Genomic DNA, 25,556 nt, shown 5'->3' with positions numbered 1-25,556 from the left:
GGGACCGTTCACCGCAGGAGCGGGCGTACCTGTCGGGCGGCGAAGCGGACGAAGCCCTCGGGGTCGGGTTCGTCGGCCGTGGGCTGTAGGACCACGGTGTCGGCTCCCGCGTCGGCCATACGCCGTACGGCGTGGGCGATCGTCTGGGCGTCTCCGGCCACGCCGGTGCCGGGCGGCAGGTTCTCGCTGTGCAGTTCGGCGTCCATGCGCGCGGTGGCGTCGGCCCCGGTGGCGGCCAGCAGGTAGGCGGTCACGGGGTGGTGGCCGGTGCGTCCGGCGTCCTCGCGTCCCTGGTCGGCCAGTCGTCTGGCCCGGGCCACTCCTTCCACTCCCATGCCGGCGTCCAGGAGGGTGCCGTCGGCGGCCTGGCCGGTCAGGTGCAGGGTGCGCGGGCCGCGGGCGCCGGCCAGGACGGGGGCGGGGGTGGTGGGCGGGTAGTCCAGGCGGACGTCGTCGAGGGTGACGTAGCGGCCCTGGACGGTGACGCGTTCCCCGGCCAGCAGGGCGCGCAGTGCGTCGAGGTGTTCGCGCAGCAGGGTGAGGGGGGAGGCGGTGTGCGCGCCCGCCTGCGCCATCCAGTCCTGGACGCCGTGGCCCACGCCGAGGTGGACACGGCCGGGGAAGAGCCGGTGCAGAGTGGCGGTCTCCATGGCGGTCAGGGCGACGTTGCGCAGAGGGACGGGGAGCAGGCCCACGCCCACGGTGAGGTGGTGGGTCCAGGCCAGGGCGGCGGCCGCGGCGGCGATGCCGCTCTCCAGGAAGCAGTCCTCCCACAGCCAGAGCTGGTCGAGTCCGGCGTCGTCGGCCGCGCGGGCCACGGAGCGCAGGCGTTCGGGGGGAAGTTGGGGCCTGAACACGGCTCCGAGTGTGGTCATCACCCCGTTCTAGCGGAGGAGGGCGGTGGGGGCAACGGTCGTGGTCTTCCACCCGCGGCCCGTATGCGTTCGGCGGGCGGTTCCACGTGTTGGGTGAGGCCGCGTGGGTTCTGTGTGTGCGATGGGGCGGTGACGGTGTCGGTTGCGCGACCGGTCGTCAGTGCGGCGGCGAGGCCGGCACCGCGGAACCCGCGTGGGGCGCAGGGGCGGTCGGGCGGACCACCGGGGCCGTACCCGGCCAACGCGTCCAACCGCTCCAGTGCCTGCGGGGGCAGGACCACGTCCACGGCGTCCAGGCCGTCCCGCAGGTGCTCGGTGTCGTTCGCACCGATGGCGGGATGCGCGGCGCGTGAGCGCGCCGTGGTCCAGGCGATCGCGGCTTGGGAGGGGCTCGCCCCGGTTCGTCGGCGACCGCGCCCACGGCGTGTGCGGCCCGGTGGTCGCGTTCGGTGGGGGAGGCCGGATCGGCCCTGGTGCCGGGGGCGGTCCCGCCCGCGTACAGGGGTGTGGAGCGCCTGGTCCACCCGGAGGTGGGCGAGTTGCGTCCGGCCCATGAGGTCCTGGACGCCGAGACCCGGCAGTCGGTGGTCTACCCGCCCGCCGACGAGGCCACGGGGGTCGTGCTGGGCCGCTTGGAGCGGCGCCGCTCGGATACTCTGCGCGCGATGGGGACCGATGAGTGAGGAGATGTCCGTGGACGCGGTGGTGGAGTCGGTCAGCGGCAGTGCCGGGCACACCTTCAGCAAGGACGTCCTGCCCGGGATCCGCCTTTTGGCGGGGCTGGGTGTGGAGGGTGACGCCCACCTGGGCGCCACCGTTCAGCACCGTTCCCGGGTGGCCGCGGACCCGACCCGGCCCAACCTGCGCCAGGTCCACCTGATCCACGCCGAGCTCTTCGACGAGGTCGCCGGGGCGGGGTTCTCGGTCGGCCCCGGCGAGTTGGGGGAGAACGTCACCACGCGCGGGCTGGACCTGCTGGCTCTGTCCACCGGCACGGTCCTGCGCTTCGGGGACCGGGCCAGCGTCCGGGTCACCGGTCTGCGCAATCCGTGCCTGCAGATCGACGGTTTCTCCGAGGGGCTGCTCGGACAGGTCGTCCACCGCGGCGAGGACGGCGCGGTGGTGCGCAGGGCCGGGGTGATGGGCGTCGTTTTGACCAGCGGGCCCGTCGAGCCCGGCATGCCCGTTCACGTGCGGGTGCCCGAGGGGCCCCACGTGCTCCTGGAGCGGGTCTGATCCGCGGTTTCTCCGTGCTGCCCGTGCCGGCTGGAATCGCGGGGAGGGCGGGCGGACCGGACCTGTTCTCCTCAAAGCGCCCTCACGAGAGCGAGTCCAGCAGGGCGGTGTCGGCGCGCACCTCCATCGCGGCGACACGGTCCTCCCGCACGGTGAACACCAGCGCGGCGTAGGGGCGCCCCCCGCGCAGGGAGACGATCCCGGGCGCCCCGTGGACGGTCACCACGCGGGAGGACTCGGCCAGGCGCGAGAAGGTGATGGCCTGCGCGGCGACCGCCTGTGCGCCGTGGGTCGCCACGGGCACGCCGCGCAGCACGGCGAGTTCGTCGGCGTGTACCGCCACGTCGGGGGCCAGGACCTCCATGAGCGCCCCGAAGTCGCCTTCGCGCGCCGCGGCCAGGAACGCCTCCACCACCCGGCGGCGCCGTGCCAGGTCCTCCTTGGCGTCGGTGCTCGCCCCGCGCACCCGTCGCCGTGCCCGGCTGGCCAGTTGGCGGGTGGCCGCCGGGGTGCGTTCGAGGACCGGCGCGATGTGGTCGAAGGGCATCCCGAACAGGTCGTGCAGGACGAACGCCAGCCGTTCGGCGGGGGAGAGCGTGTCCAGGACCACCGTCAGCGCCAGGCCCACCGAGTCGGCCAGGAGCGCCTGCTGTTCGGGGTCGGTGCCGGGGACGGAGGAGGCGGGCTCGGGCAGGTCCTCACCCACCGGGTCCTCGCGGCGTGAGGTGCGCGTGCACAGCATGTCCAGGCACACCCGTCCCACCACCGTGGTCAGCCACGCGGCCAGGTTGTCGATGCTCTGTGCGTCGGAGCGGTTCAGCCGCAGCCACGCCTCCTGCACCGCGTCCTCGGCCTCGCTCGCCGAGCCCAGCATCCGGTAGGCGATCGAGCGCAGCACTCCCCTGTGCTCCTCGAAGCGGGCGGCCCACAACTGGTCGGTGTTCATCGGTCACATTCTCCCGTTGGCGTCCGTCGTGGATTCGACGTGTCACCGGGTCGACGTTGCGGCGCCGCCCGATGTGACCGGTTCGCGAGTGAGGAGATCCATGGACACCTGTGACGAACTGAGTTCGCTGCTGCGCGGCCGTGTGCTGGCCCCGGGGGAGGAGGGCTTCGACCGGGCCGGACGCCCCTGGAACCTGGCCGTGGAGCAGTCGGTGGCGGCGGTGGTGGAGGCCGCCGACGCCGACGACGTGGCCGCCCTGGTCCGTCACGCCCACCGGGCGGGCCTGGCGGTGGCCGCCCAGCCCACCGGGCACGGTGCCTCCGGTGCCGCGGAGGGCGCGGTGCTGTTGCGCACCGGCGCCCTGGACGAGGTGGGCATCGACGTGCGGCGGCAGGTGGCGCGGGTGGGTGCGGGCGTGTCCTGGGGCAGGGTGCAGGAGGCGGCCGCCGAGCACGGGCTGACCGGTCTGCCGGGGAGTTCCCCGGTGGTCGGTGTGGCGGGGTACACCCTGGGCGGTGGACTGAGCTGGTTCGGTCGCCGCCACGGGTGGGCGGCCGACGGCGTCACAGCCCTGGAGGTGGTGGGGGCCGAGGGGGAGCGGGCACGGGTGACCGCCGGGTCCGATCCCGACCTGTTCTGGGCGCTGCGCGGCGGCGGTGGCGACTTCGCCGTGGTCACCGCCCTGGAGTTCGACCTGCATCCGGCGCCGGGGCTGTACGGCGGGCGGCTGGTGTGGCCCGCCGATCGGGCCGAGCGTGTGCTGGGGGCCTACACCGAGGTCACCTCGAACGCGCCGGAGGAGCTGACGGTGTGGTTGAACCTACAGCATGTCCCGGGTCTGGAGCCGACGGTGTCGGTGGACGTGACCTTCCTGGGCGGTGGGGAGGGGGCGGAGAAGCTGTTGCGTCCGTTCGAGGTGGCCGGTACGCCGCTGCGCGGAAGCCTGGGGGTGTTGCCGCTGACCGCGTTGGGGTCGATCACCGCCGAGCCCACCGACCCCTCACCGAACCTGGCGCGGGCCGCCCTGTTGACCGACCTGGGCTGGGAGGGTGTCCGGGCGCTGCTGGCCGAGCCGATCGCTCCGCTGCTGGGAGTGCAGGTGCGTCATCTGGGGGGTGCCCTCGCGGGTGCCTCCGACACCCCCTTCGGGCCGCTGGACGAGCCCTACTACCTGTACGCGATGGGTGTGCCCCTCACGCCTGAGGTGGGTGAGGGCGTCCGTGCGCGTCAGGACGCGCTGGTGGAGGCGCTGGGCTCCCACGTCAGCGGACGCAGGCCGCTGACCGCGCTGGCTCCGGGTGATTCGGCCGCGGATGCCTTCTCTCCGTCGGTGCTGGAGCGGCTGCGGCGGATCAAGCGTGAGCGCGACCCGCGCGGGGTGGTGCGGTCCAACTATCCGGTCCTGGGCTGATCCGGTGGGGCGGGGCCGGGCGGCGGGCACACCGCCCGGCGCCGTCCGTCCCGCCTGGTGGCGGCGCCGGGCGGGGGCCGTCTCAGATGTCGGTGTCGGCGCGCTGGAGGAGGCGTTCGTGGCGCTGGCGTGCGGCCTGGGCCGAGCCCAGTCCCAGACCGAAGGCGATCTCCTGCCAGGTCATGCCGCGCCCCTTGGACATCCGCAGCAGTCCGGCCTCCAGCTGGTCGAACTCCGCGCGTGCCCAGGGCACCAGGGTCAGGGCGGCGGTGAGGTCGTCCTGGTCCACGGCGGGAACACCCTCCTCGGGGAGTGCACTGCCCGAGGCCAGGTCGGCGACGCGGCGCAGGGCGTCCAGGGGCGGCATGGGCATGCGGTGCTCGTCCCAGCGGCGGCGGTCCTCACCGCCGGCGTGCCGTTCGGTGATGCGCACCAGCGCCTGGTGGGTGCGCAGGCGGCGCGCGGCGCCGGGGTCGGGCTGGGCGAAGGCGTTCTCGGGCTGTGGCTCGGTCATGCCTTCAGGATGGAGGCCGCACCCACGCTTGTCAACACACTATTTTCAACAGGTTGTTCAATCGGTGGTGTGCCGGTCCAGGAACTCCTGGAAGGTGACCGTGCCGACCTCCCGCTGGGGGGTCAGGTGGTACCCGGCCCGGTAGGCGGCGAAGGTGGCTCCCGGCAGGCGCACCGGCAGCACGCGCCGCTCCAGCCCCGCCCAGGACAGGTAGGCGCCGGCCAGGTCGCGGAAGGACTCCACGCGCGGGCCGCCCATGTCCGGGGCGCGCCCGACCGGGTCGCCCTCCGCCAGCCGTGCCAGGCGGGCGGCGACCTCACCGGCGTCCACGGGCTGCACGTCCACCTGCGGGACGGGCATGAGGGGGAGCCGGGCCGCGCCCGCGCACAGGGTGAGGACCAGGTCGTGGAACTGGGTGGCGCGCAGCACCGACCATCCCAGGCCGGAGGCCTCCAGGGCCTGTTCCACGGTGTGCTTGTCGCGGTAGTAGCCCAGCGGTATCCGGTCCACGCCGACGATGGAGACGTAGACCAGGTGTTTGACCCCCGCACGGCGCAGCGCGCGGAGCAGGTGGGTGGCGGACTCGATGTCTCCGCCGGTGGGTGTGGTGGCGCAGTGCACGACGGTGTCCGCGCCCTGGACGGCCTCGGCCAGCCCGGTGCCCCTGCGCAGGTCCACGGAGAAGGAGGAGGGGTCCTGGGAGTCGGGGTGGCGGCTCAGGCCGCGTACCTGGTGCCCGGCTCGGCGCAGGCGTTCCACGACGAGGGTTCCCAGGGTTCCGGTACCGCCGGTGACCAGGACTGTCTTCATGGGATGCTCCTTGGCTGGCCGAAGGACCATGCTAAGACTTCGGGGCCCCGACACGGTGGCGCACGCGGCGGTCGTGGCGCTTTCCCCCAGGCGGCGCCCGGCCCCGGAGCGGGGGGCGGTGGTGCCCCGGAGGCGGGATGTCTGGTTAGAGTGCTGGGCGGCATCGGCGCAGCGGAGCGTCGGGCGCAGTGGTGAGGAGGATGCCCATGTCCGGGATCGCCGAGAGGTTGAGGGCAGCGGTCGGCGCGGAGCAGGTGGTCACCGACCCCCTGGTCATGGAGGGCTACTCCCACGACGAGGCCGAGTGGGCCGGCCACGGCCGTCCCGCGGCGGTCGTACGCCCGCGCGGGACCGAGGACGTCTCGGCCGTCGTGCGCGTGTGCGCCGAACTGGGGGTCCCGGTGGTCGCGCGCGGTGCGGGCACGGGACTGTCGGGGGCGGCCAACGCCGTGGACGGCTGGGTGGTGGTCTCCTTCGAGCGGATGAACCGGGTCCTGGAGGTCGACCCCGTCCAGCAGACGGCCACGGTGCAGCCCGGAGTGGTCAACGGCGACCTGCGCGCGAGGGTGGCCCGGGACGGCCTGTGGTATCCGCCCGACCCCGCCTCCGCGCCCTGGTCGACCATCGGCGGGAACGTGGCCACCAACGCGGGCGGCCTGTGCTGTGTCAAGTACGGGGTCACCCGCGACTACGTGCTGGGCATGGAGGCGGTCATGGGCTCGGGTGAGGTGGTGAGGCTGGGCCGCACCACCGCCAAGGGGGTCACCGGCTACGACCTGTGCGGGCTCATGGTGGGTTCGGAGGGGACCCTGGGCATGGTCACCGAGGTGACGTTGCGGCTGCTGCCGCTGCGCACCGGCACCGAGCACACGGTGGTGGGCTACTTCGACTCGCTGGTGGAGGCCGGTCGCGCGGTGGCGGCGGTCTCGGCCGCCGGGGTGGTGCCCTCGGCGATGGAGCTGATCGACCGGTTCTGCCTGCAGGCGGTGGACTCCTGGAAGAACATGGGCCTGTCCGCCGAGGGCGAGGTGCTGCTGCTGGCGCGCAGCGACCTGCCCGGAGCCGCGGGTGAGCAGGAGGCCGACCTCGTCCTGGAGTGTTTCCGGGCCCAGGGGTCGGTCTACGCGGTGCGCTCCACCGACCAGGAGGAGGCCGAGGCCCTGTTCGAGGCCCGCCGTCTGGCCTATCCGGCGCTGGAGCGGCTCGGTCCGCTGCTGACCGAGGACATGTGCCTGCCCAAGGCGAAGCTGCCGTTGATGTTGGAGCGCATCGAACAGATCGGGGAGCGTTTCCAGACCCGGATCGGCAACGTCGCGCACGCCGGTGACGGCAACCTGCACCCCCTGTTCATCGTTCCGGCCGGGGACGAGGGCGCCAAGAAGCGCGCGCAGGAGGCCTTCGAGGTGATCGTGGACGAGGCGCTGGCCCTGGGCGGCACGGTCACCGGCGAGCACGGTGTGGGCCTGTTGAAGATGCGCGGCGCCGCCAGCGAGATGGGGCCGCAGGTCCTGCGGATGCACCGGGCGGTCAAGGACGCCCTGGACCCGCGGGGGATCTTCAACCCGGGCAAGGTCTTCGCCGCGCACTGACCGCGGCCCGTGCGGGGGCGCCGTGTGGTGCCCCCGCACGGGCTTGTGCCGGCCGGGTGCGGGTCAGATGCCGAACGGCGCGGCGTAGTGGACGGTGCCGCCGGGCAGCGGGTGGCCGGTGTCCAGGGTCAGGGCCATCAGGACCTCGTCGGGGACCTCGATGCTCAGCCCGATGCCGTACCGCGAGGCGCGGGTGAAACCGAACCTGGGGTAGTACCCGGGATGTCCCAGGACGACGACGAAGTACTCGCCCATCTCCGCGGCGGCCCGCAGGGCGGCGCGGACGGCCGCCGATCCGGCGCCGGTGCGCTGGTGCCGTGGCAGCACCGCGCAGGGAGCCAGGCACAGGGCCGGGGTGCGGTCGATGTGGCAGCGGGTCAGCAGCGCGTATCCCACGGGGGCGTCGTGTTCGTCGGTGGCCACGATGGACAGGCCCGGGATCCAGGCCGGGTCGGCGCGCAGGGCGTCGACGAGTTCGGCCTCGGCCGGGGTGTCGAACGCGGCGGTGTTGACGGCGTGGACCGCGGGGATGTCGGCGTCGGTCTCGACGCGGGTGTTCCAGGTCTGGTGTGTACTCATGTGACAGGCCTTTGCTGTGGGGTCCCCGCCGGGGCGCTCCCGTGTGGGCGCGTGCGGCTCACGGCCCGAGGGCGGTCAGGCCGGGACCCGGAAGGTGGAAGGATCGGCGATACCGCTCGTGGTGGCGGCGCACATCGCGGTCATCAGCCCCGCCTCCCTCTCCTCTGGCTGCTGTCAGGGCGTGGACACGCTAGCACGCGAGCGGACTCACGACCGGACGGGAGAGGGGAACCGGAGCGGCAGGGGGCCGCGTCTGAGCGGAGAGAAGCGGAAATCCGCATTTCGGACGAGGAGTCCCCCCATGGAGATCCCCACTGTCCTGGTCCTGGTGATCGCGGCCCTGGTGGTCGTTGTCGTCGGCGTGATGGTGTTCGCGGGTTCGGCCGCCGAACGCCACCGCTCCCGGGCCCTGTCCGCCTGGGCCGAGCGCCGGGGGTGGCGCTATGACCGGGAACGGCCCGAGTTGGTCGACCGGTTCCACGGTGCCCCCTTCCTGGAGCGCGGCTCCGACGCCCGGGCCAGGCACGTGCTGTGCGCCGAGTGGCGCGGCCGCCGGGTGGTGGCCTGTGAGTACGGCTGCACCGCCGCCCACCTCCACGGCCGCGACCGGACCGCCCCGTACGTGTACACCGTGGTCGTGGTCACCCTGCCCGAGGCCGTGCCGCTGTTGCAGGTGGAACCGGTGCGGGGTTCTCCTGACACGCCGTCCCCTCCGACGGGCGCGCACCCCTGGGTCTCGGGCCAGGAGGAGTTCGACGCGTGCTTCCGTGTGGCCACCGTCGGCGACGCCTTCGCCGGGACCGTTCTGGCGGAGGGCACGCGCACGTGGCTGCTGTCCCGGCAGGGCTTCGCCCCGTTCTGCTTCCCGTTCCGTTTCGCCGGCCAGTACCTGCTCTCCTGGGAGCGGGGGCGTCTGGACACCGGACGGGTCCAGGCGCGGGCCGACGCCGTGATCGACCTGTTGGAGCGGATTCCGACCGGGGTGTGGGAGGGCACCCAGGACAGTGTGGGCTAGGAGTGCTCGCGCAGTGGAGGGTTCCCGGGCTCACCGTGCGGGGAGCACCGGTCACTCGGCGGCACATGTGAGCGGACGGGCCTGTGCGGGTAGATGCGCCAACGCGGCACGGAAGGTGCCGGGAAGTCGAGCTGAGGGGGGTAGCCATGGCCGACACGCTCAACGGCCGCCGGATCGCGATCCTGGCGGCGAACGGTGTCGAGCAGGTGGAGCTCGTCAAACCGCGTGAGGCGCTGCTGGAGGAGGGCGCCGACATCGACCTGGTCTCGCTCGAGTCCGGGAAGATCCAGGCGATGAACGGCGACATCGAACCGGCGGACCAGTTCGCCGTGGACCGTGTGGTGTCCGAGGTCGGGGCGGGGGACTACGACGCCCTGGTGGTCCCCGGCGGGACCGTCAACCCGGACAACCTGCGCCAGGACGAGAACGCGGTGGGGTTCGTGCGCGACTTCGTCGATTCGGGCAAGCCCGTGGCCGCCATCTGCCACGGGCCCTGGATCCTGGTGGAGGCGGACGTGGTGCGGGGACGCAGGGTGACCTCCTATCCCAGCCTGCGCACCGACATCCGCAACGCGGGCGGAACCACGGTGGAGGAGGAGGTGGTCACCGACCAGGGGATCACCACCAGCCGCAACCCGAACGACCTGCCCGCCTTCTGCGAGCGCATCGTGCGGGAGTTCGCCGCCAAGTGAGGCCTGCTCCTTGCCGGGCGGAGTCGCCGCCGCGGCCGGGAGGCGGTCGGGGCCCCGGAGCCGCGTGCCCGGGGCCCTCGTCCTGTGGGGGCCGTGGACGCGGACGGGGCGGTGGACACCGCCTCAGGTGTCCACCGCCCCGTGGTGCGGTCCCGCGTCCGGGAGCCGGGCCCTAGTCGGAGCCGTGCTCCTCGGGGTGGCGCCGCAGGTGCAGGACGGCCGCGAGGAGGCCGCCCCACAGCAGGACGATGGAGACGATCATCATGACGATCGCGCTGGCGGACATCAGCGGTCCCCTTCCTTGTAGGTGGTCTCGGCGTCCGTGGCCGTGGCGTACTCGGCGTCCTGGGCGGCCAGGGCGTCAGCCCGCTTCCAGGGCAGGAGCGAGAGGACGATGCCGAAGACGATCGCGCCGATGGCCACGCCCCATCCGGCGGTGAGCAGGAACCCGGACGGGTAGCCCCCGTAGTTCTCCATCAGCTCCGTGCGCAGGCTGTCCCACATCATGAAGCCGAGCAGGACGGGGGTGATGACGCCCAGGGCGATCTTCCACCACACGCCCAGGCGCAGGGTGGAGACCGCGTTGGCGTGGTTCTGGAACACCGTCAGCCTGCGCAGGGCCCACGCGAACACGATCAGCATCACCAGGGCGGCCAGGGCGATGCCGTACTGGTTGATGAAGTGGTCGAACACGTCCAGGTAGTGCAGTCCCTGGGGTGTGGGGAAGAGCAGGATCGAGACCAGCGCGGTGAGGCCGCCCACCAGCAGCACGGCCGGGACGCGGCCCAGGCCGGTGCGGTCCCGTACGGCCGAGATGTTGACCTCGACGATGCTGATCAGCGAACTGATGCCCGCGATGGTCAGGGAGCCGAAGAAGAGCACGCCGAACAGGGCGCCGCCGAAGGGCAGGGTCGAGATGATCTGCGGGAAGGCGACGAAGGCCAGGCCGATACCGGAGGTGGCGACCTCGTCGACGCCGGTGCCGGCGGTGGTGGCCATGAAGCCCAGTGCGGCGAACACGCCGATACCGGCGAGCAGTTCGAAGGAGCTGTTGGCGAAGCCCGCCGTGATGGCGGTACCGGTCAGGTCGGTCCTGCGCCGCAGGTAGGAGGCGTAGGTGACCATGATGGCGAAGCCGATGGACAGCGAGAAGAAGATCTGCCCGTAGGCGGCCACCCACACGCTCCCGTTGAGCATGGCGCTCCAGTCGGGGGTGAACAGGGCGTTGAGGCCCTGGGCGGCTCCGTCGAGGGTCAGTGCCTGGACGACCAGGACCAGGAACAGCACCACCAGCAGCGGGATGAAGATCTTGTTGGCCTTCTCGATGCCGTTGCGGACGCCGAGTGCCAGGATCAGCAGCACCACGGCCCACACGCCGATGAGCGGCAGGGCGACTCCGGAGACGTAGCCCGAGATCGCGCCCGGCGCCTCGCTCATCTGGAGGTACTCGTTGAAGAAGAAGGCGTTGGGATCCTCGCCCCAGGACTCGCGCACGGAGAAGACCAGGTAGGCGCAGCTCCAGGCGATGATGGCCCCGTAGTAGATCGCGATCACGAAGCAGATGGCCACCTGCCACCAGCCGATGGCCTCGGCGGGCCTGGCGATGCGCCGGTAGGACAGCGGCGCGGAGGAGCGGTAGCGGTGCCCGATGCTGTATTCGAGGATCAGCAGCGGAACACCAGCGGTGATCAGGGCGATGAGGTAGGGCACCAGGAAGGCGCCGCCACCGTTCTCGTAGGCGATGTAGGGGAATCGCCAGATATTGCCCAGGCCGACAGCGGATCCGATCGCCGCCATCAGGAAGCCCGCGCGCGTCCCCCACTGCTCGCGAGTCTGTTGGACCATGTTCAGGTCTCCTAAATCATCCCGTAGTTCGCGATCCGCACGGTAGCAGGAGTTGGCCTGGTCAGCATCGTGGGGCGGGCCTGTTGTACACGGCGTCGCTCGACCATGGGCTTTTCAGCGCCTTTTGTCTTGACCTGCACATTGCCCCAAAACTCCCAAGCCACACTTACCAGACACATTCAGGCGTACTTGCGCACGCGCGTGGCGTCGCGGCCGGGAGCGCGCGAACCGCCGGGGGCCTCGTGCGGTTCGGGGACCGGTTCCCGGTGCCGCGCCGGCGGGCACGGCACCGGGCGAAGCGCGCTGGAGGGCGGGGCGCCTCACCAGCGCATGTGGACGTGTTCGGCGAAGCCGAGCAGGCCGTCCACGCCGACGGACTCGCCCTTGTCGGTGCGGACGGTGCCGGTGTAGTGGCCGAAGAGCTGGTGTGTCGCTGACGACCACCCCGGCGTCGGTACGGTCGGCGCGCCCTCGGAGCCGGGAGCGCCACCCATCAGGGTGCGAAGTGCGCCCAGAGGCGCACCGGAGGCGGCCGACGCTTCAACGGCCGGGGCCGACGGCGTGTGGGCCGCGACCCCTTCACCGCGTCCTGAAAGTCCTAACGCCTCCGGGCTGGGGCTCAGCGACAGGAGTCGGCGAATCTGAAGCTTTCCATCTCGTTATCGCGCCACAACTCCGGTATCCACTGACCGGGGCTGACGCATCCCATATAGCCGGTGCCGTTGTCGTTGTCGTACATCCAGATGTGGAAGCCGGTGCGGTTTGCGACACTGCTGATCTCGTTGTCACCGTCCCAGCCGCCGATGTCGACGAGGCTGCCCGAGTTCGATGGCGACGTGGCATACATGGCGATGTACTCCGATCCTTGGTAGCCAGGGTCCTCGTACATGCAGATGTGATCGATACCGCAGCTGTTGGACGTGGTCAGGGCCTCGGCCCGTGTGGTGTCAGCGGCTGCGGGGGCCGCCAGGGCGAGCGAGGACAGAAGTGCGATACCGAGCGCGGTGAACGAAATTTCTCTTCGTGCCATGTGCCTCTCCGAATTCGTGGTACGGCGATCGCCTCTCATGAAAGCATCCGCGCTGCTGAAAGGAAAGGGGGTTCTCACGTCCCCGTCCCGAATCGACGCATCCGCCTGAGGCATCGCGCCATTGGCACGCGCTCTACTAGAATGCACCGATAATGGCATTTTTCGGATTTGTGTTAATTTATTTGCGGCTCCGGGTGCGGGAAAGCTCCGCCGACTCTCCGGCTGGGGGCGGTCTCGACGGGGCCGGGCCGACCACCAGCGGCGTTCCCGCGGGAGTCCGGACAGGTGTGGTGTGGGCGGGCGCAGCACCTCGTGCCGCCCAGTGGCGCCCCCGTCCTCGTTCTGGGCCGGACGGGTCAAGCCCACGCCGTCGGCACCGCGGTGGCTGGCTCGGGCGGACACGCCGCCACGGGAGCGGACCTGCCCTGGTCTGATCGCGCTGACCAGCGGAGACGCGGCTCCTCTCGCGTATGGCCCCAGGCCCTGGGGCCACAACTCAGGCCCACGTGCCAATGCCGCACGTGGTTCCTACCGTTCCGGTCCAGACCACATACGTCGTGGCTGGTCCCGGGCTCCCTCTGGTGTGGGAGGTAGGTTTGGCGTACTCTGGAAAGCGCTTTCACACGGAAGGATGGTAACAACCTATGGGTGACCACATGCTGGGTGTCGCCATGAACGGCGTCACCGGACGCATGGGATACCGGCAGCACCTGACCCGGTCGATCCTGGCCATCCGCGAGGCCGGCGGCGTGCGCCTGCCCGACGGCTCCCGGATCATTCCCGAGCCCGTTCTGGTCGGGCGCTCCGAACACAAGCTGCGCGAGATCGCCGAGCGCCACGGAATCGAGCGGTGGTCCACCGACCTGGACTCCGTGCTCTCCGACGACGACGTCAAGATCTACTTCGACTCCCAGATCACGCACGCCCGCGAGGCCGCCGTACGCGCCGCCATCGCCGCGGGCAAGCACATCTACGTCGAAAAGCCCACCGCGAGCACGCTCAGCGCCGCCCTGGAACTGGCCAAGCTGGCCCGCGACGCGGGCGTGCGCAGCGGCGTGGTCCAGGACAAGCTGTTCCTGCCCGGCCTGCTCAAACTGCGCAGACTGGTCGAGAGCGGCTTCTTCGGCCAGATCCTGTCGGTGCGCGGCGAGTTCGGCTACTGGGTCTTCGAGGGTGACTGGCAACCCGCGCAGCGCCCGAGCTGGAACTACCGCGCCGAGGAGGGCGGCGGCATGGTGCTGGACATGTTCCCGCACTGGCACTACATCCTGGAGCACCTGTTCGGCCCGGTGCGGGCGGTCACCGCCAAGGTGGCCACCCACATCCCGCGCCGCTGGGACGAGAACGGCGAGCCCTACGAGGCCACCGCCGACGACTCCGCCTACGGCATCTTCGAGCTGGACGGCGGTGTCATCGCCCAGATCAACTCCTCCTGGAACGTGCGCGTGGCCCGCGACGAGCTCGTGGAGTTCCAGGTCGACGGCACCCACGGCAGCGCCGTCGCGGGACTGCGCTCCTGCCGCGCCCAGCACCGCTCGGCCACGCCCAAGGCGGTGTGGAACCCCGACCTGGAGGACCCGGGCCGCTACCGCGACCAGTGGGAGCCGGTTCCCGACAACACCGAGTTCCCCAACGGCTTCCGCGCCCAGTGGGAGAACTTCCTGCGCCACGTGGTCCTGGACACGCCCTTCCCGCACGACCTGATCTCCGGGGCCCGCGGCCTGCAGATGGCCGAGGCCGGACTGCAGTCGGCGCGCACCGGGCGCACGATCGAACTGGACGAGGTCACCCTCGCATGAACACACTCCTGCTACCCACCACCGACGGCCGCGCAGCCCCCCACACCCTGGCCGGCACCCCCGTCGACACCTCCCCGCTGCCCCCCGCGCGCTCGCGCACCGCCTACGCCGCGGCCCACGTGGTCGCCGACCCGCTCTCCCCCAACGCCCCCGGGGCGCCCGCCCGCCTGGACTGGGACGCCACCCTGGCCTTTCGCCACCACCTGTGGGACCAGGGGCTGGGCGTGGCCGACGCCATGGACACCGCCCAGCGCGGCATGGGCCTGGACTGGGCGGCCACCGCCGAGCTGATCCGCAGGTCGGGGGCGGAGGCCGCCGCGCGCGGCGCCGCCCTGGCCTGCGGTGTGGGCACCGACCAGCTCGATCCTTCGCACGCCGATCTGGAAAGCGTTATCACCGCGTACGGGGAACAGCTCGACGTCGTCCAGGGCGCCGGTGCCACCCCCATCCTGATGGCCTCCCGGGCCCTGGCCGCCGTCGCCTCGGGCCCCGAGGACTACGCCAAGGTCTACGGACACCTGCTGCGCCAGGTCGACCAGCCGGTCATCCTGCACTGGCTGGGCACCGCCTTCGACCCGGCCCTGGCCGGGTACTGGGGCCACGCCGACCCGGCCGAGGCGATCGAGCCGGTGGCCGCCCTCATCGCCGAGCACGCGGCGAAGGTGGAGGGCATCAAGGTCTCCCTGCTCGACGCCTCCCTGGAGGTGCGGCTGCGCCGCCTGCTTCCCGAGGGCGTGCGCCTGTACACCGGTGACGACTTCGACTACCCGGACCTGGTCCTGGGCGACGAGCAGGGCCACTCCCACGCCCTGCTGGGCATCTTCGCCGCCATCGCCCCGGCCGCCGCCCGCGCGCTGGCGGCCCTGGACGAGGGCGACACCGGGCGATACCGGGCCCTGATGGATCCCACGGTCCCCCTGGCCCGGCACCTGTTCGCCGCGCCCACCTTCTACTACAAGACCGGTATCGCCTTCCTGGCCTGGCTCAACGGCCACCAGAAGGGCTTTCACATGGTGGGTGGGCTGCACAGCGCCCGCGACCTGCCCCACCTGGCCCAGGTGGTGCGCCTGGCCGACGCCGCCGGGGCCCTGACCGACCCCGACCTGGCGGCGTCTCGCATGCGGGCGCTCCTCGAGGTGTCAGGAGTGAGCCAGTGAGCACGCTTCCAGATGGCGCCGAGGCGCCCGTCCCCCAGGAGGGCGCTCCCACCACGACCGCTCCGGCGGTTGTTCCCACGGCGGTGGACGTGCCCTCGGGGCTGCCCGCCGCGGTGCCCACGCCCGAGCCGGGTGACCCGCGGCTGGCACGGCTCTCGCTCAACCAGGCCACCGTCAAGTACTGGAGCCTGACCCAGGCCGTGGACGGCTGTCTGCGCGCCGGGGTGCCCGCCATCGGCGTGTGGCGTGAGCCGGTAGCCGAGATGGGTCTGGCACAGGCCGCCCGCCTGCTGCGCAGGTCCGGGCTGCGGGTGTCCTCCCACTGCCGTGCCGGATTCCTGACCGCTCCCGACAGGGCCTCGGCCCTGGAGGACAACCGGCGCGCCGTCGACGAGGCCGCCGAGCTGGGCGCGCCCTGCCTGGTCATGGTCATGGGCGGTATGCCCGAGGGTGAGCGCGACCTGGTCGGGATCCGCGAGCGGGCGGCGGACGCCCTCGCCGAACTGGTGCCCTACGCCGCCGAGCGCGGGGTCCGGCTCGCCCTGGAGGCCCTGCACCCGATGTTCTGCGCCGACCGTGCCGTGCTCTCCACGCTGGGTCAGGCCCTGGACCTGGCCGAGCGCTTCGACGCCGCCGCCGTCGGCGTGGTGGTGGACGCCTACCACGTGTGGTGGGACCCCCAGGTGTGGGAGCAGATCGCCCGCGCCGGGGCGGGCGGGCGCATCGCCTCCTTCCAGGCCTGCGACTGGGAACTGCCCATCCCCGCCGACGCCCTGCTGGGTCGGGGCATGGTCGGTGACGGCCACGCCGACGTGGGCGCCCTGCGCCGCGCGGTGGACGCCACGGGCTATGACGGCGACATCGAGGTGGAGATCTTCAACAAGCGGGTCTGGGAGGCCGACGGCGACGACGTCATCGCCACCGTGGCCCGCCGTCACGTCCAGCACGTCCTGTGAGGTGGTCCGGGGGCGCCGGGGCGTCCCCGGGCCACCCCGGCAAGGAGCACGAGGAGCAGTATGAACTTCGACGGAATCCTGTTCTTTCCCCTGACCCCCTTCGCCGCCGGGGGAGGGGTGAACGAGGCCGTGCTGTCCGAGCACGTGGCCTCGGGTGTGGAGCACGGCGCGGGCGGGGTGTTCGCGGCCTGCGGCACCGGTGAGGTGCACGCCCTCTCGGCCGCCGAGCACGCCGCCGTGGTGCGGCGGTCGGTGGAGGTCACCGCGGGCCGGGTGCCGGTGGTCGCCGGTGCGGGCGGCAGCGTGGGCACCGCCATCGAACAGGCCCGCGCGGCCAAGGAGTCGGGGGCGGACGCGGTCCTGCTGTTGCCGCCCTACCTGGTGGGCGCCCCGCAGCGGGGGCTGGTGGAGTACGTGCGCACGGTGACCGCGGCCGTGGACATCCCGGTGGTGGTCTACCAGCGCGGCTCGATGGTCTTCACCCCCCAGAGCGCGGCGGAGCTGGCCCGGATCCCCACGGTGGTCGGTATCAAGGACGGGGTCGGCGACCTGGGGCGGATGCACCAGATCGTGCTGGCGGTGCGCGAGGTGCGCGGTGAGGAGTTCACCTTCTTCAACGGGTTGCCCACGGCCGAGCTGACCGTGGCCGCCTACCGGGCCGTGGGGGTGCCGCTGTACTCCTCGGCGGCGTTCGCGTTCGTGCCCGAGGTCGCCACCGCCTTCTACACCGCCTTCCACGCCGGTGACCCGTTGGCCGACACCCTGATGCGCGAGTTCTTCGAGCCGCTGGTGCGCCTGCGCGACCGGGTGCCGGGGTACGCGGTGTCGCTGGTCAAGGCGGGCGCCCGGCAGCGCGGTGTGGACATGGGCGGGGTGCGGGCCCCGTTCGTGGACCCCACCGCCGAGGAGGAGGCCGCTCTGGCCGAGCTGATCGAGACCGGCCTGTCCCTGGTCAAGGGGGCGTGAGCGTGCGCGTCACCGAGGTGGGCGCCCGCGCCTTCCGGCTGCCGCTGCACCGGTCCTGGGACGGGGGTGTGGACCGCAACGACGTCGTGGTGGTGCGGGTGGACACCGACGCCGGCCTGGTGGGCACGGGTTTCGCGTGGACCCCGCTGATCGGGGCGCGGGCGGTGGCCGCTCTGGTCAACGACGACGTCCGGCCCGCGCTGGTGGGACAGCGTGCCCATCCGGCCCGGTGGGAGGAGCTGCGCTGGCACCTGCGTGAGGCGGGCACCAGCGGGCTCACCCTGATGGCGCTGGCCGGGGTGGACATCGCCCTGTGGGACCTGAGTGCCCAGGCAGCGAAGACGAGCCTGGTGGACCTGGTGGGGCGGCGCCGGGAGTCGGTGCCCGCCTACGGCAGCGGGGTGAACCTGGACTACCCCCTGGAGGACCTGGTGGAGCAGGTGCGCGGGTGGGTGGAGGCCGGGCACTCGGCGGTCAAGATGAAGGTGGGATCGCCCGACCCGGCCCGCGACGTGGAGCGGGTGGGGGCGGTGCGCGACCTGGTGGGTGCCGAGCGCCTGCTGATGGTGGACGCCAACCAGCGCTGGGACGTGCCGCGTGCGGTGCGTGCGCTGGAGGCGTTGGAGGACCTCGACCCGCACTTCGTGGAGGAGCCGCTTCCCGCGGAGGACCTGGAGGCGCACGCCCGGCTGCGTGAGCGTACCCGCGTCCCGTTCGCGATGGGGGAGAACCTGCGCACGGTCGCGGAGTTCGAGCGGGCCGTGGAGCTGGGGGTGTGCGACGTCGCCCAGCCCAACGTGGTGCGGGTGGGCGGCATCACCCCGTTCCTGCGGATCGCGGAGTCGATGGCGCGCCGGGGTGTGCCGGTGGCTCCGCACCTGTTGCCCGAGCTGTCGGGGCAGTTGGCGCTGTGCCTGCCCCGGGTGGCCATGGTCGAGGACATCGACCGGGCCTCCTTCGCCGCGCTGGGTGCGTTGGCCCGCCCCAGCGGGGTGGAGTTCGACCGGGGACGGGTGCGTGCCGAGACCGGGCACGGCCACGGCCTGGTGTTCGCCGACACGCTCACGCCGGTCGCGGACGCCTCCCCCTAGCACCGGATTCGCGGCCGGCGGGCCGGGGCACCCCGTGGCGGGGGCGCCCCGGCCCCGTCGTGTGGGCGGGGCCGCTTATTCGTCAGGTGTGTAGCGTTCCCTCATCTCCGATCCGGCGGCCGGTCCCGCGGTGAAGACGTAGGCGTCCGCGTCGTCCAGGCGCCGCCCGGTCACCGCGTCGACCACGATCGGTTCGACCTCCTCGCGGCTCTCCGCGTCCACCAGGATCATGCGGCGTTCCTCGGGGGCCAGCCGGGAGTTTCCCCAGGCGGCCAGGGTGACGACGACCGGGCGCAGCGAGCGGCCCAGTTCGGTGAGCACGTACTCGTGGCGAACGGGTCTGCTCTGGTAGGGCCGCCGCTCCAGGAAGCCGTCCGAGACCAGCCTCCTGAGTCGTCCGGTGAGCATGCTGGACGAGATGCCGAGGTTCCGCTGAAACTCGTCGAAGCGCGTGTAGCCGTCGAAGACGTCGTGCAGCAGCAGGAGCGTCCACCAGTCGCCGACGTACTCGATCGCCGTCGACAGCGGGCACTCGCGGTCCTCCCGGCGTATCCGACCGGTCACGGCACTCTCCTCCATGGTTGCTGCTAATATCGAAGCTAGTAACTTCCATTTTAGAAGTAACTTTGGGGTGGCCACTCCCATGACCACGCTCGGGATGGCGCGGCCGACGGGCCGCTCACTCCCGTGATTCGGAGGATCTCATGACCAGCATCCGAGCCGTCGACCTCGATCGTCTCCCCGGGACCGTCATGGCCTACCTGACCGCGCACAACGCGCGCGACGCGGCGACTGCGGCGTCCTTCTTCGCCACCGACGCCACCGTCGTCGATGACGGGCGCACCCACAAGGGCATCGGTGCCATCACCCGCTGGGCGAAGGAGGCCGGGAACGCGTTCGCCTACACGGCCGTGCCGGTCCGCGCCGAGACCGGCGGCGAGGACCGGTACACCGTCGTCCAGCACCTTGAGGGGGACTTTCCCGGAGGGGAGATCGACCTTCGCCACCATTTCACCCTCAGGGAGGAGTGCATCGCAAGGCTGGTGATCGAGCCGTGAACGCCGTCACCTGGTTCATCACGGGAGGCACCCCGGGCGGGTTCGGTATGGCCTACGCCGAGGCCGTGCTCGCCCGGGGAGGTCGGGTCGCCCTGACCGTGCGCCGCCCCGAGGAGCTCGGCGCCTGGGCGGAGGAGCACGACGGCGACGCGCTCGTCCTACCGCTCGACGTCACCGAACCGGACGGTGTGCGCGCCGCCGTGGCCACTGCCGAGGAACACTTCGGCGGCATCGACGTCCTGGTCAACAACGCGGGACGCGGCTGGTACGGATCAATCGAGGGGATGGGCGAGGCCGCCGTGCGGCGCACCTTCGAGGTCAACTTCTTCTCCGTCCTGCATGTCACCCGTGCCGTCCTCCCGGGCATGCGTTCCAGGGGAGGCGGATGGATCGTCAACATGTCGTCGGTCGCAGGGCTGGTCGGAACGCCCGGATTCGGCTTCTACACGGCGGCCAAGTTCGCCCTGGAAGGAATGACGGAGGTCCTTCGACGCGAGACGGAGCCCTTCGGCATCCGGGTGATGGCGGTCGAGCCCGGAGCGTTCCGTACCCGGGCCTACGCCGGATTCGCCGACGAGCCCGTCCGAGAGGCACTGACCGCCTACCTGCCCATGCTGGAGGAGGTGCGCTCCGCCATGGTCTCCCAGGACGGCCTCCAGCCGGGTGATCCGGAGCGCGGAGTGCAGGCCGTTCTCGCCGCCATGGAGAGGCGGGAGCCGCCGCACCGCCTGGTCCTGGGCGCGGAGGGCTACGAGGCGGTCGCCGCGCGCTGGGAGGAGTCCTTGGTCGCGCTCCGCGCCGACGAGGCCCTCTCTGAGGGAGCCGACTTCCCACCGGGCGGATGACCTCGGCCTCCCGTACCCCAGACGGCCGCCGACCCCGCGAGGGGAGTGTCCGGGGACACCGGAACAGGATCTGGCGCTGAGCGCGGTTCTTCGCTGCAACGCCAGCCGGGCGACCAGACCGGGAAGACGGAAGGTGGCCATGCCCTCGCCAAGAGGACCGTGGGCTGACACCGCGCCGAGCGCTGCTCGGTCCTCCTGGGTGACCGGCGCAGGAGGACCCAGCTGGACCGGATTCGCGGCCGGCGGGCCGGGGCACCCCGTGGCGGGGGCGCCCCGGCCCCGTCATGAGTACGGGTACTCGGCAGAGGTGGGTGCGTGTACCGATGTACGCGGGCGGGCGCGTCCCTAGGTTCGGGACATGACCCCTCTCCTCGGCCACACCGCGATGGTCCTGCACTTCTCCTTCCTCTGCTTCGTCGTCTTCGGCGGCTTCCTGGCCTGGCGCCGGCCCCGGCTGTTCTGGGTGCACCTGGGGGTGGCCGCCTACGCCCTGGGCATCGTCATCGTCGACTGGCCGTGCTTTCTGACCGAGATCGAGAACTGGTCGCGGTCGGAGACCGGGCGCGCGGTGATGGAGGACGGCTTCATCGACTTCTACCTGACCGGCACCCTGTATCCGCGTGAGCACCTGCTGACCTCGCGCCTGGTCATGGCGGGGATCGTGGCGCTCTCCTGGGCGGGCGTGGGATGGACGTGCCTGCGGCGGCGCTCGCGGGAGCGGTCCGGGGTGTGAGCCGCGGGGCCGCTCCGGGGCCCGGGTGAGACGGGGACCGCCGCCCGGGTCGGGCCGTGGTCAGGACGTGTTCCCCAACAGGTGCGCGCAGCCGGCTTCGTCCGGCATCTCGTGGCACGGCAGGAAGGGGTTTCCCTCCGAGTCGCCGAACCCGTGTCCCCACACCCAGTACTGCTGGGGCCGGTCGGGCAGCGCCTCGGCGAAGAAGGGCCGGTCGCCGTCGCGGAGGACGACCTCGTCCGTGTTGTCCCGGGCGTCGCGGTAGCGCGCCCGGATCTCCCACTCACAGGACTGGCCGTGTACCAGCGCCTCCACCCGCAGCCCGCCCGGCTCCAGCCCGCCGCCGAGATCGATCCGCCTGTGGCCGAAGTACGGCAGCCCCTGGTCGGGGCCCTCGTCGGAGATGTACGGAGTCGGGTCCTCCTCGCGCAGATCGACGACCACGCCCGGGTAGGAGGCCTCGCCCTGCGGTGAGAACTCCACGACGGTCGCGGCCGTGGACTCCGCGCAGGAGATGTTGACGGGGGTCATGCCCACGATGCTCAGTTGGGAGGTGCGCGTTGACAGCAGGTCCATGGTGAACACCGTCGCGTCGGGCGGGATGCTCGTTCCGTGCCAGGTCCACCCGTCCGGAGAGGCGGGGTTCATACTGGCGGGGTAGCGGATCAGCCGCCCGCCCAGGGGCCGCAGGAAGTCCCAGACCTCCTCGACCGGGGTGGCCTGGAGCGTTTCCCCCTCCTCCGGTGTCAGGGGCCGGTCGAGGACGATCTTGAAGTTGTGGGGAACGGAGGTGTCGTAGGTGACGGAGCTGGTGAACGGCTCCTTTTCCTGGTCTATCTCCGTCTCGGCCGCCCGCTCCTCACGGGTCAGCGACTCGGTGGACCACCGGTCGTAGACGTAGCCCCCCGCGTAGCCGGCCAGGGAGAAGAGAAAGAGCGCCACGGCGGCGATCGCCAGCGCCGTCAGGCGCGTCCGTCGTGACGCGCTCCGGCCCTCGGGAAAGTACCGCTCTGTAGGAGGTCGAGGGCGGACGGCTTCGACGGGGGCCGGACCCGCGAACGTCCGCGCGTCCACCGGGGGAGCGGAGTCCGTGCTCGTCGACGCTGCCGGGGAGGTGGATGCGGCGGTCGTCCGCCCGGCGGGCGCGGGGGCCTCGGGGAGCCGCCGGGCCTTTGGCCGCCGACGCCTTTCCTCTCCTCGTCCCTGCCCATGGTGAACGCCGATCCTCCTCGCGAGAGCACACCTGGGGTGACGTTAGTCCGTCGCCGCCGCCCGTCGCGTGGTTTGGCCGTAAACGGCCATCCCTTGGAGCCCTTGCGGAAGGGTCCGGCCGTGGCCGGTGCGCGCCGTCGACCCGGGGCCGGGGCCGAGGCCCGGTGAACGTGGCCACCCGGGGCTGGCCAGGCCGGCGTCGTGGGCCGGCAGCGCGGTCCGGGTACCGCCGCAGGTCCTGGCGCTGCCGGGCCGGTTCGTCGGTGAGCGCGAGCCGGTACCGGGACCCCGTCGGCCTTCCCTCGGACCAGTACCGAACCCGGTGGTGGCCCACGGCGTTCCAGAGGGGGCGGCCGTCTCCGCCCCCGCGGGAACGGGGTCAGCTCCGCCGGGGAACCCGGTCACCCGGCGGTACGGCGGAACCGGTACCACTGCGGCGAGGTCTGGTTCATCGGCCACCCCAGGCCGTCGGTGACCGCGTCCTCGACCGAGAGGACCTCCCATCCCGGGAACGCGGCTTCGATCTGCGCCCGCGAAACGCCCTCGACGAGCCGTTGGTACCGCGACGGCCCGAAGGCGAGTATCAGCAGGGTGGCCCCCGGCGCGGCGAGAGCCGTCACACCTCGTCCCTCCGCGGCCCGCTGGCCCGTGTCAAGGCCCTGGAGGCAGCCGATGTCGAGGAAGAGGTCGAATGTGCCCAGGCCGGCCGGCTCCAGGTCGGTCGCGTCCCCCAGGACGTAGGTGATCTCCGCGGGTCCTTGGCGCCGAGCGGCCTCGATCGCCCTCGGAACGATGTCGACGCCCACCGCCTCCCATCCGCGCCGGGCCAGTTCGGGGGTGAACTGTCCGCGTCCGCATCCGATGTCCAACGCCCGCCCGGGGGCGGTGGGACGTTCTTTCGCCTCGCGGTCGAGCAGGGTGCCGAGCTGTGCTCCGCCCGCGGCTCCGTAGCGCTCCCACGGCGTGAGGCCGAGGCGGTACATCCACGCGTATTTCGTCATGGCCTCAAAGTAGGCCGCCCTCTCGGCGCGAGCCCGTCAGCCCCCGTCAACCGCCGCCGGGGCGGCGTCGCCGCACGTCCGGGGCACGGTGCGTTTCGGTGTCAGGTCAGGCCGGCGTCGTGGGCCAGCAGCGCGATCTGGGTGCGGTTGTCCAGGTCGAGCTTGGTCAGGGCGCTGGAGACGTGGGCCTTGACCGTGGCCACGCTCATGTACAGCCGCGCGGCGATCTCGGCGTTGCTGTGGCCCCTGGCCACGGCGAGTGCCACCTCGTGCTCGCGGGGGCTGAGCCGGGCCAGGGCCGTGCGCGCGCGCTGGTAGGAGCCCGCCTGGACGGCGGTGCGCTCCATCAGGCGCCGGGTGATGCTCGCGGACAGGATGGGTTCCCCGGCGGCCACCCGCAGGACCGCGTCCACGATCCGTGCGGGCGGGGTGTCCTTGAGCAGGAAGCCGCTGGCGCCGGCGCGCAGGGCGTAGAGGATGTTCTCGTCGGTGTCGAAGGTGGTGAGCACGACGACCTCGGGCGGGGGCGTGCGCGCGCGCAGCCTGCGGGTGGCGGTGATGCCGTCCACGCGGGGCATGCGCAGGTCCATCAGGACCACGTCGGGGGAGTGGGTGTCGGCCGCGGCCAGGACCTCGTCGCCGTCGGTGGCCTCGCCGACCACGGTGATGCCGTGGACTCCGTCGAGCATCATGGTCAGGCCGCCGCGGACGAGGGCGTCGTCGTCGACGATCAGGACACGTGGCGGACGGCTCATGGGGGCCATGGTAGCCAGGCTCTCAGGTGGAAGCCCTCGCGTGTGCGCTCGTGGTCGAGGCGCCCCCCGGCCAGGCGTACGCGCTCGGTCAGGCCGACCAGGCCGGTCCCGCTGCCCGGTGTCAGGAGGGGCTGTTCCCCGATGGGGGCCGTCCCGTCGGGGCCGGGAACGGGGTTGCGCAGGTCGATCACCAGGCCCTCGCCGGGACCGCCCTCCACGAGCACGCTCACCGGTTGGCCGGGGGCGTGCTTGCGGGCGTTGGTCAGTCCCTCCTGGGCCAGGCGGTAGGCGGTGCGGCCGGTGGAGGCGGGCAGGGCCGCGGGGTCGGCCACCGTATCGTGCAGGTCCACGTGCTCTCCGGCGGCGCGCGCCTCCTCCAGCAGCCGGGGAAGGTCGGTCAGGACCGGCTGCGGGCTTCCCTCGTCCCCGGCGTCCTCCTCGCGCAGCACACCGATCACCTCGCGTAGTTCCTCCAGGGCCTGGTGGACGCCGGTGCGCACCACCCCGGCGGCGCGGGAGAGCTGTTCGGGCGGGGCGTCGGGCCGGTACTCCAGCGCCCCGGCGTAGGTGGCCAGCAGAGACAGCCGATGGGCGAGCACGTCGTGCATCTCGCGGGCGATGCGGGTGCGCTCCAGCATCCGTGCCTCGGCCACCCGGCGGCCCTGTTCGGCCTCGGCGCGGTGGGCGCGCTCGCTCAGCGACATCACCAGCGCGCAGCGGGCCCGGACCAGGGCGCCCCAGCAGACCAGTGCGCCGGACGCGGCGGCGACCAGGGCCAGCCACCAGGCGTAGGAGATGCCGTTGCTGGGCTGGAGCAGGCCCTGGACCGCGTGCGCGGCGACCGCCGTCGTGGCGACCGCGACGGCCAGGGGGAAGGCGCGCCGGCGGGCGACCTGGAGCACGCCCAGCGCGACCACCGGGGTGGCGGCGGGGGAGAGGACGGCGAGTACGGCCGAGCCCAGCGCGCCGGCGACCGGCCACCGCAGCAGGGCGGGGGAGAGCACGCAGGCCAGGATGCCCACGGACAGGTCCAGCCACCGCGACCAGGGGTCGGCGTGCTCGCCCCAGCGCGCCCAGACCGTCGCCGCGACCTGGAGGCCGACCAGGGCGACCACCGCGGCCACGGTCCAGGGGGATCCCCAGCGCGCGGAACGGGTGTCCATCGGGCTTCGCACCCGGTCAGCCTAGCTCCGGGCGGGCCGGGGCCGACACCGACCAAAGTCGAAGTCCGCCTGGCCCGAGGTCGGTGCCCGTGCGGCCCCGAGGCCGATGCGGCGGCGGTGCCGTGAGGGGGAGTGTGGGCCCTGGACGCCGAGAGGCCGGTGCGCCGAACCGCCCGGTCGCGGTGTCCCCGGCGGCGGGGCGCGGTCGGCGCACCGTACCCGGGACCGGTGGGACCATCCGTCCTGCCGGGATACCGCGCGGACGGAGCCCTGCGCCC

Annotated in this window: 28 protein-coding genes; 14 read left to right on the top strand and 14 right to left on the bottom strand. The window is 72.3% G+C overall.

Annotation, left to right across the window (positions count from 1 at the left end; genetic code table 11):
• Positions 1–8 precede the first annotated feature (8 nt).
• Positions 9–875: an LLM class flavin-dependent oxidoreductase gene (locus NOSIN_RS09410; protein ID WP_077690368.1), complete on the bottom strand. Its 867-nt coding sequence runs from the start codon at positions 873–875 to the stop codon at positions 9–11.
• A 449-nt stretch (positions 876–1,324) separates the two neighbouring features.
• On the opposite strand from NOSIN_RS09410, the gene NOSIN_RS27165 reads away from it, so the two are divergent.
• Together NOSIN_RS27165 and NOSIN_RS09400 are read left to right on the top strand one after the other, a co-directional pair.
• Positions 1,325–1,558: a hypothetical protein gene (locus NOSIN_RS27165; protein ID WP_077690367.1), complete on the top strand. Its 234-nt coding sequence runs from the start codon at positions 1,325–1,327 to the stop codon at positions 1,556–1,558.
• The gene (locus NOSIN_RS09400) at positions 1,551–2,111 is read left to right on the top strand and encodes an MOSC domain-containing protein (RefSeq protein WP_227014308.1); all 561 of its coding nucleotides are present in this window, start codon (positions 1,551–1,553) and stop codon (positions 2,109–2,111) included. Before NOSIN_RS27165 ends, NOSIN_RS09400 begins: the two co-directional genes overlap by 8 nt.
• An 82-nt stretch (positions 2,112–2,193) precedes the next feature.
• Here the strand turns inward: NOSIN_RS09400 and NOSIN_RS09395 are convergent, their stop codons facing one another.
• Entirely contained in the window at positions 2,194–3,057 is an 864-nt protein-coding gene (locus NOSIN_RS09395; protein WP_077690365.1) for a sigma-70 family RNA polymerase sigma factor, read from the bottom strand.
• 100 nt (positions 3,058–3,157) lie between these two features.
• On the opposite strand from NOSIN_RS09395, the gene NOSIN_RS09390 reads away from it, so the two are divergent.
• Positions 3,158–4,468 carry an FAD-binding oxidoreductase gene (locus tag NOSIN_RS09390; RefSeq protein ID WP_077690364.1) on the top strand — a complete coding sequence of 437 codons (1,311 nt, stop codon included), beginning with the start codon at positions 3,158–3,160 and terminating at the stop codon, positions 4,466–4,468.
• 82 nt (positions 4,469–4,550) lie between these two features.
• On the opposite strand, the gene NOSIN_RS09385 is transcribed toward NOSIN_RS09390, so the two are convergent.
• A complete protein-coding gene (locus NOSIN_RS09385; RefSeq protein ID WP_077690363.1) occupies positions 4,551–4,982 on the bottom strand; it encodes a DNA-binding protein in 432 nt (143 codons plus the stop codon).
• Between the two features lie 57 nt (positions 4,983–5,039).
• Positions 5,040–5,792 carry an SDR family oxidoreductase gene (locus tag NOSIN_RS09380; protein ID WP_077690362.1) on the bottom strand — a complete coding sequence of 251 codons (753 nt, stop codon included), beginning with the start codon at positions 5,790–5,792 and terminating at the stop codon, positions 5,040–5,042.
• Positions 5,793–5,998: 206 nt separating this feature from the next.
• Between NOSIN_RS09380 and NOSIN_RS09375 the strand changes: the two genes are divergently transcribed.
• Complete coding sequence (locus NOSIN_RS09375) at positions 5,999–7,381, top strand: FAD-binding oxidoreductase (RefSeq protein ID WP_077690361.1); 1,383 nt, start codon at positions 5,999–6,001, stop codon at positions 7,379–7,381.
• A gap of 63 nt (positions 7,382–7,444) precedes the next feature.
• Here NOSIN_RS09375 and NOSIN_RS09370 read toward each other — a convergent pair whose 3' ends face one another.
• Positions 7,445–7,960 (bottom strand): GNAT family N-acetyltransferase, encoded by a 516-nt coding sequence (locus tag NOSIN_RS09370; RefSeq protein ID WP_077690360.1) that lies wholly within the window; start codon positions 7,958–7,960, stop codon positions 7,445–7,447.
• Positions 7,961–8,261: 301 nt separating this feature from the next.
• On the opposite strand from NOSIN_RS09370, the gene NOSIN_RS09365 reads away from it, so the two are divergent.
• Together NOSIN_RS09365 and NOSIN_RS09360 are read left to right on the top strand one after the other, a co-directional pair.
• The gene (locus NOSIN_RS09365; protein WP_077690359.1) at positions 8,262–8,975 is read left to right on the top strand and encodes a type III secretion system chaperone family protein; all 714 of its coding nucleotides are present in this window, start codon (positions 8,262–8,264) and stop codon (positions 8,973–8,975) included.
• Between the two features lie 146 nt (positions 8,976–9,121).
• On the top strand, positions 9,122–9,667 hold the full coding sequence (locus NOSIN_RS09360; protein WP_077690358.1) for a type 1 glutamine amidotransferase domain-containing protein: 546 nt from the start codon (positions 9,122–9,124) through the stop codon (positions 9,665–9,667).
• A 172-nt stretch (positions 9,668–9,839) separates the two neighbouring features.
• Here NOSIN_RS09360 and NOSIN_RS09355 read toward each other — a convergent pair whose 3' ends face one another.
• The 4 genes from NOSIN_RS09355 to NOSIN_RS09340 all read right to left on the bottom strand — a co-directional run bounded on the left by NOSIN_RS09355 (position 9,840) and on the right by NOSIN_RS09340 (position 12,542).
• A complete protein-coding gene (locus NOSIN_RS09355) occupies positions 9,840–9,953 on the bottom strand; it encodes a methionine/alanine import family NSS transporter small subunit (protein WP_077690357.1) in 114 nt (37 codons plus the stop codon).
• Entirely contained in the window at positions 9,953–11,512 is a 1,560-nt protein-coding gene (locus NOSIN_RS09350) for a sodium-dependent transporter (RefSeq protein WP_077690356.1), read from the bottom strand. Before NOSIN_RS09350 ends, NOSIN_RS09355 begins: the two co-directional genes overlap by 1 nt.
• Positions 11,513–11,832: 320 nt before the next feature.
• The gene (locus tag NOSIN_RS09345; RefSeq protein WP_077690355.1) at positions 11,833–12,006 is read right to left on the bottom strand and encodes a DUF2804 family protein; all 174 of its coding nucleotides are present in this window, start codon (positions 12,004–12,006) and stop codon (positions 11,833–11,835) included.
• Between the two features lie 125 nt (positions 12,007–12,131).
• Positions 12,132–12,542: a peptidase inhibitor family I36 protein gene (locus tag NOSIN_RS09340; RefSeq protein WP_170293586.1), complete on the bottom strand. Its 411-nt coding sequence runs from the start codon at positions 12,540–12,542 to the stop codon at positions 12,132–12,134.
• A 644-nt stretch (positions 12,543–13,186) separates the two neighbouring features.
• Here NOSIN_RS09340 and NOSIN_RS09335 point away from each other — a divergent pair.
• The 5 genes from NOSIN_RS09335 to NOSIN_RS09315 are packed head-to-tail and all read left to right on the top strand — an operon-like array spanning position 13,187 to position 18,511.
• Positions 13,187–14,341, top strand: a complete 1,155-nt coding sequence (locus NOSIN_RS09335) for a Gfo/Idh/MocA family protein (protein WP_077690353.1) — start codon at positions 13,187–13,189, stop codon at positions 14,339–14,341.
• Positions 14,338–15,498 carry a dihydrodipicolinate synthase family protein gene (locus NOSIN_RS09330; protein WP_077690352.1) on the top strand — a complete coding sequence of 387 codons (1,161 nt, stop codon included), beginning with the start codon at positions 14,338–14,340 and terminating at the stop codon, positions 15,496–15,498. Before NOSIN_RS09335 ends, NOSIN_RS09330 begins: the two co-directional genes overlap by 4 nt.
• Positions 15,495–16,454 carry a sugar phosphate isomerase/epimerase family protein gene (locus tag NOSIN_RS09325; RefSeq protein ID WP_077690351.1) on the top strand — a complete coding sequence of 320 codons (960 nt, stop codon included), beginning with the start codon at positions 15,495–15,497 and terminating at the stop codon, positions 16,452–16,454. Before NOSIN_RS09330 ends, NOSIN_RS09325 begins: the two co-directional genes overlap by 4 nt.
• A gap of 60 nt (positions 16,455–16,514) precedes the next feature.
• Positions 16,515–17,420, top strand: coding sequence for a 5-dehydro-4-deoxyglucarate dehydratase (locus NOSIN_RS09320; protein ID WP_077690350.1), 906 nt, complete (start codon positions 16,515–16,517; stop codon positions 17,418–17,420).
• A gap of 2 nt (positions 17,421–17,422) precedes the next feature.
• Positions 17,423–18,511 carry a mandelate racemase/muconate lactonizing enzyme family protein gene (locus tag NOSIN_RS09315; protein WP_077690349.1) on the top strand — a complete coding sequence of 363 codons (1,089 nt, stop codon included), beginning with the start codon at positions 17,423–17,425 and terminating at the stop codon, positions 18,509–18,511.
• 75 nt (positions 18,512–18,586) lie between these two features.
• Here the strand turns inward: NOSIN_RS09315 and NOSIN_RS09310 are convergent, their stop codons facing one another.
• Positions 18,587–19,075 carry a winged helix-turn-helix transcriptional regulator gene (locus NOSIN_RS09310; protein ID WP_143832901.1) on the bottom strand — a complete coding sequence of 163 codons (489 nt, stop codon included), beginning with the start codon at positions 19,073–19,075 and terminating at the stop codon, positions 18,587–18,589.
• Positions 19,076–19,215: 140 nt separating this feature from the next.
• Here NOSIN_RS09310 and NOSIN_RS09305 point away from each other — a divergent pair, with 140 nt between their 5' ends.
• The 3 genes from NOSIN_RS09305 (at position 19,216) to NOSIN_RS09295 (ending at position 21,147) form a co-directional block, all read left to right on the top strand.
• Complete coding sequence (locus tag NOSIN_RS09305; protein ID WP_077690347.1) at positions 19,216–19,569, top strand: nuclear transport factor 2 family protein; 354 nt, start codon at positions 19,216–19,218, stop codon at positions 19,567–19,569.
• Complete coding sequence (locus NOSIN_RS09300; RefSeq protein ID WP_216349810.1) at positions 19,566–20,414, top strand: SDR family NAD(P)-dependent oxidoreductase; 849 nt, start codon at positions 19,566–19,568, stop codon at positions 20,412–20,414. The genes NOSIN_RS09305 and NOSIN_RS09300 overlap by 4 nt, the downstream gene beginning before the upstream one ends.
• Before the next feature lie 358 nt (positions 20,415–20,772).
• A complete protein-coding gene (locus tag NOSIN_RS09295; RefSeq protein ID WP_077690346.1) occupies positions 20,773–21,147 on the top strand; it encodes a DUF2784 domain-containing protein in 375 nt (124 codons plus the stop codon).
• Positions 21,148–21,207: 60 nt separating this feature from the next.
• Here NOSIN_RS09295 and NOSIN_RS09290 read toward each other — a convergent pair whose 3' ends face one another.
• From NOSIN_RS09290 to NOSIN_RS09275, 4 genes are all read right to left on the bottom strand, one after another.
• Entirely contained in the window at positions 21,208–22,089 is an 882-nt protein-coding gene (locus NOSIN_RS09290; RefSeq protein WP_077690345.1) for a hypothetical protein, read from the bottom strand.
• 671 nt (positions 22,090–22,760) lie between these two features.
• On the bottom strand, positions 22,761–23,360 hold the full coding sequence (locus tag NOSIN_RS09285) for a class I SAM-dependent methyltransferase (protein WP_227014309.1): 600 nt from the start codon (positions 23,358–23,360) through the stop codon (positions 22,761–22,763).
• A gap of 101 nt (positions 23,361–23,461) precedes the next feature.
• Positions 23,462–24,124 (bottom strand): response regulator transcription factor, encoded by a 663-nt coding sequence (locus NOSIN_RS09280; protein ID WP_077690343.1) that lies wholly within the window; start codon positions 24,122–24,124, stop codon positions 23,462–23,464.
• Entirely contained in the window at positions 24,112–25,290 is a 1,179-nt protein-coding gene (locus NOSIN_RS09275) for a sensor histidine kinase (RefSeq protein WP_077690342.1), read from the bottom strand. The genes NOSIN_RS09280 and NOSIN_RS09275 overlap by 13 nt, the downstream gene beginning before the upstream one ends.
• Between the last annotated feature and the right edge of the window lie 266 nt (positions 25,291–25,556).

The organism is Nocardiopsis sinuspersici, assembly GCF_001998325.1.
GTDB lineage: Bacteria > Actinomycetota > Actinomycetes > Streptosporangiales > Streptosporangiaceae > Nocardiopsis > Nocardiopsis sinuspersici.
This window is presented reverse-complemented; position numbering and strand designations above follow the sequence as displayed.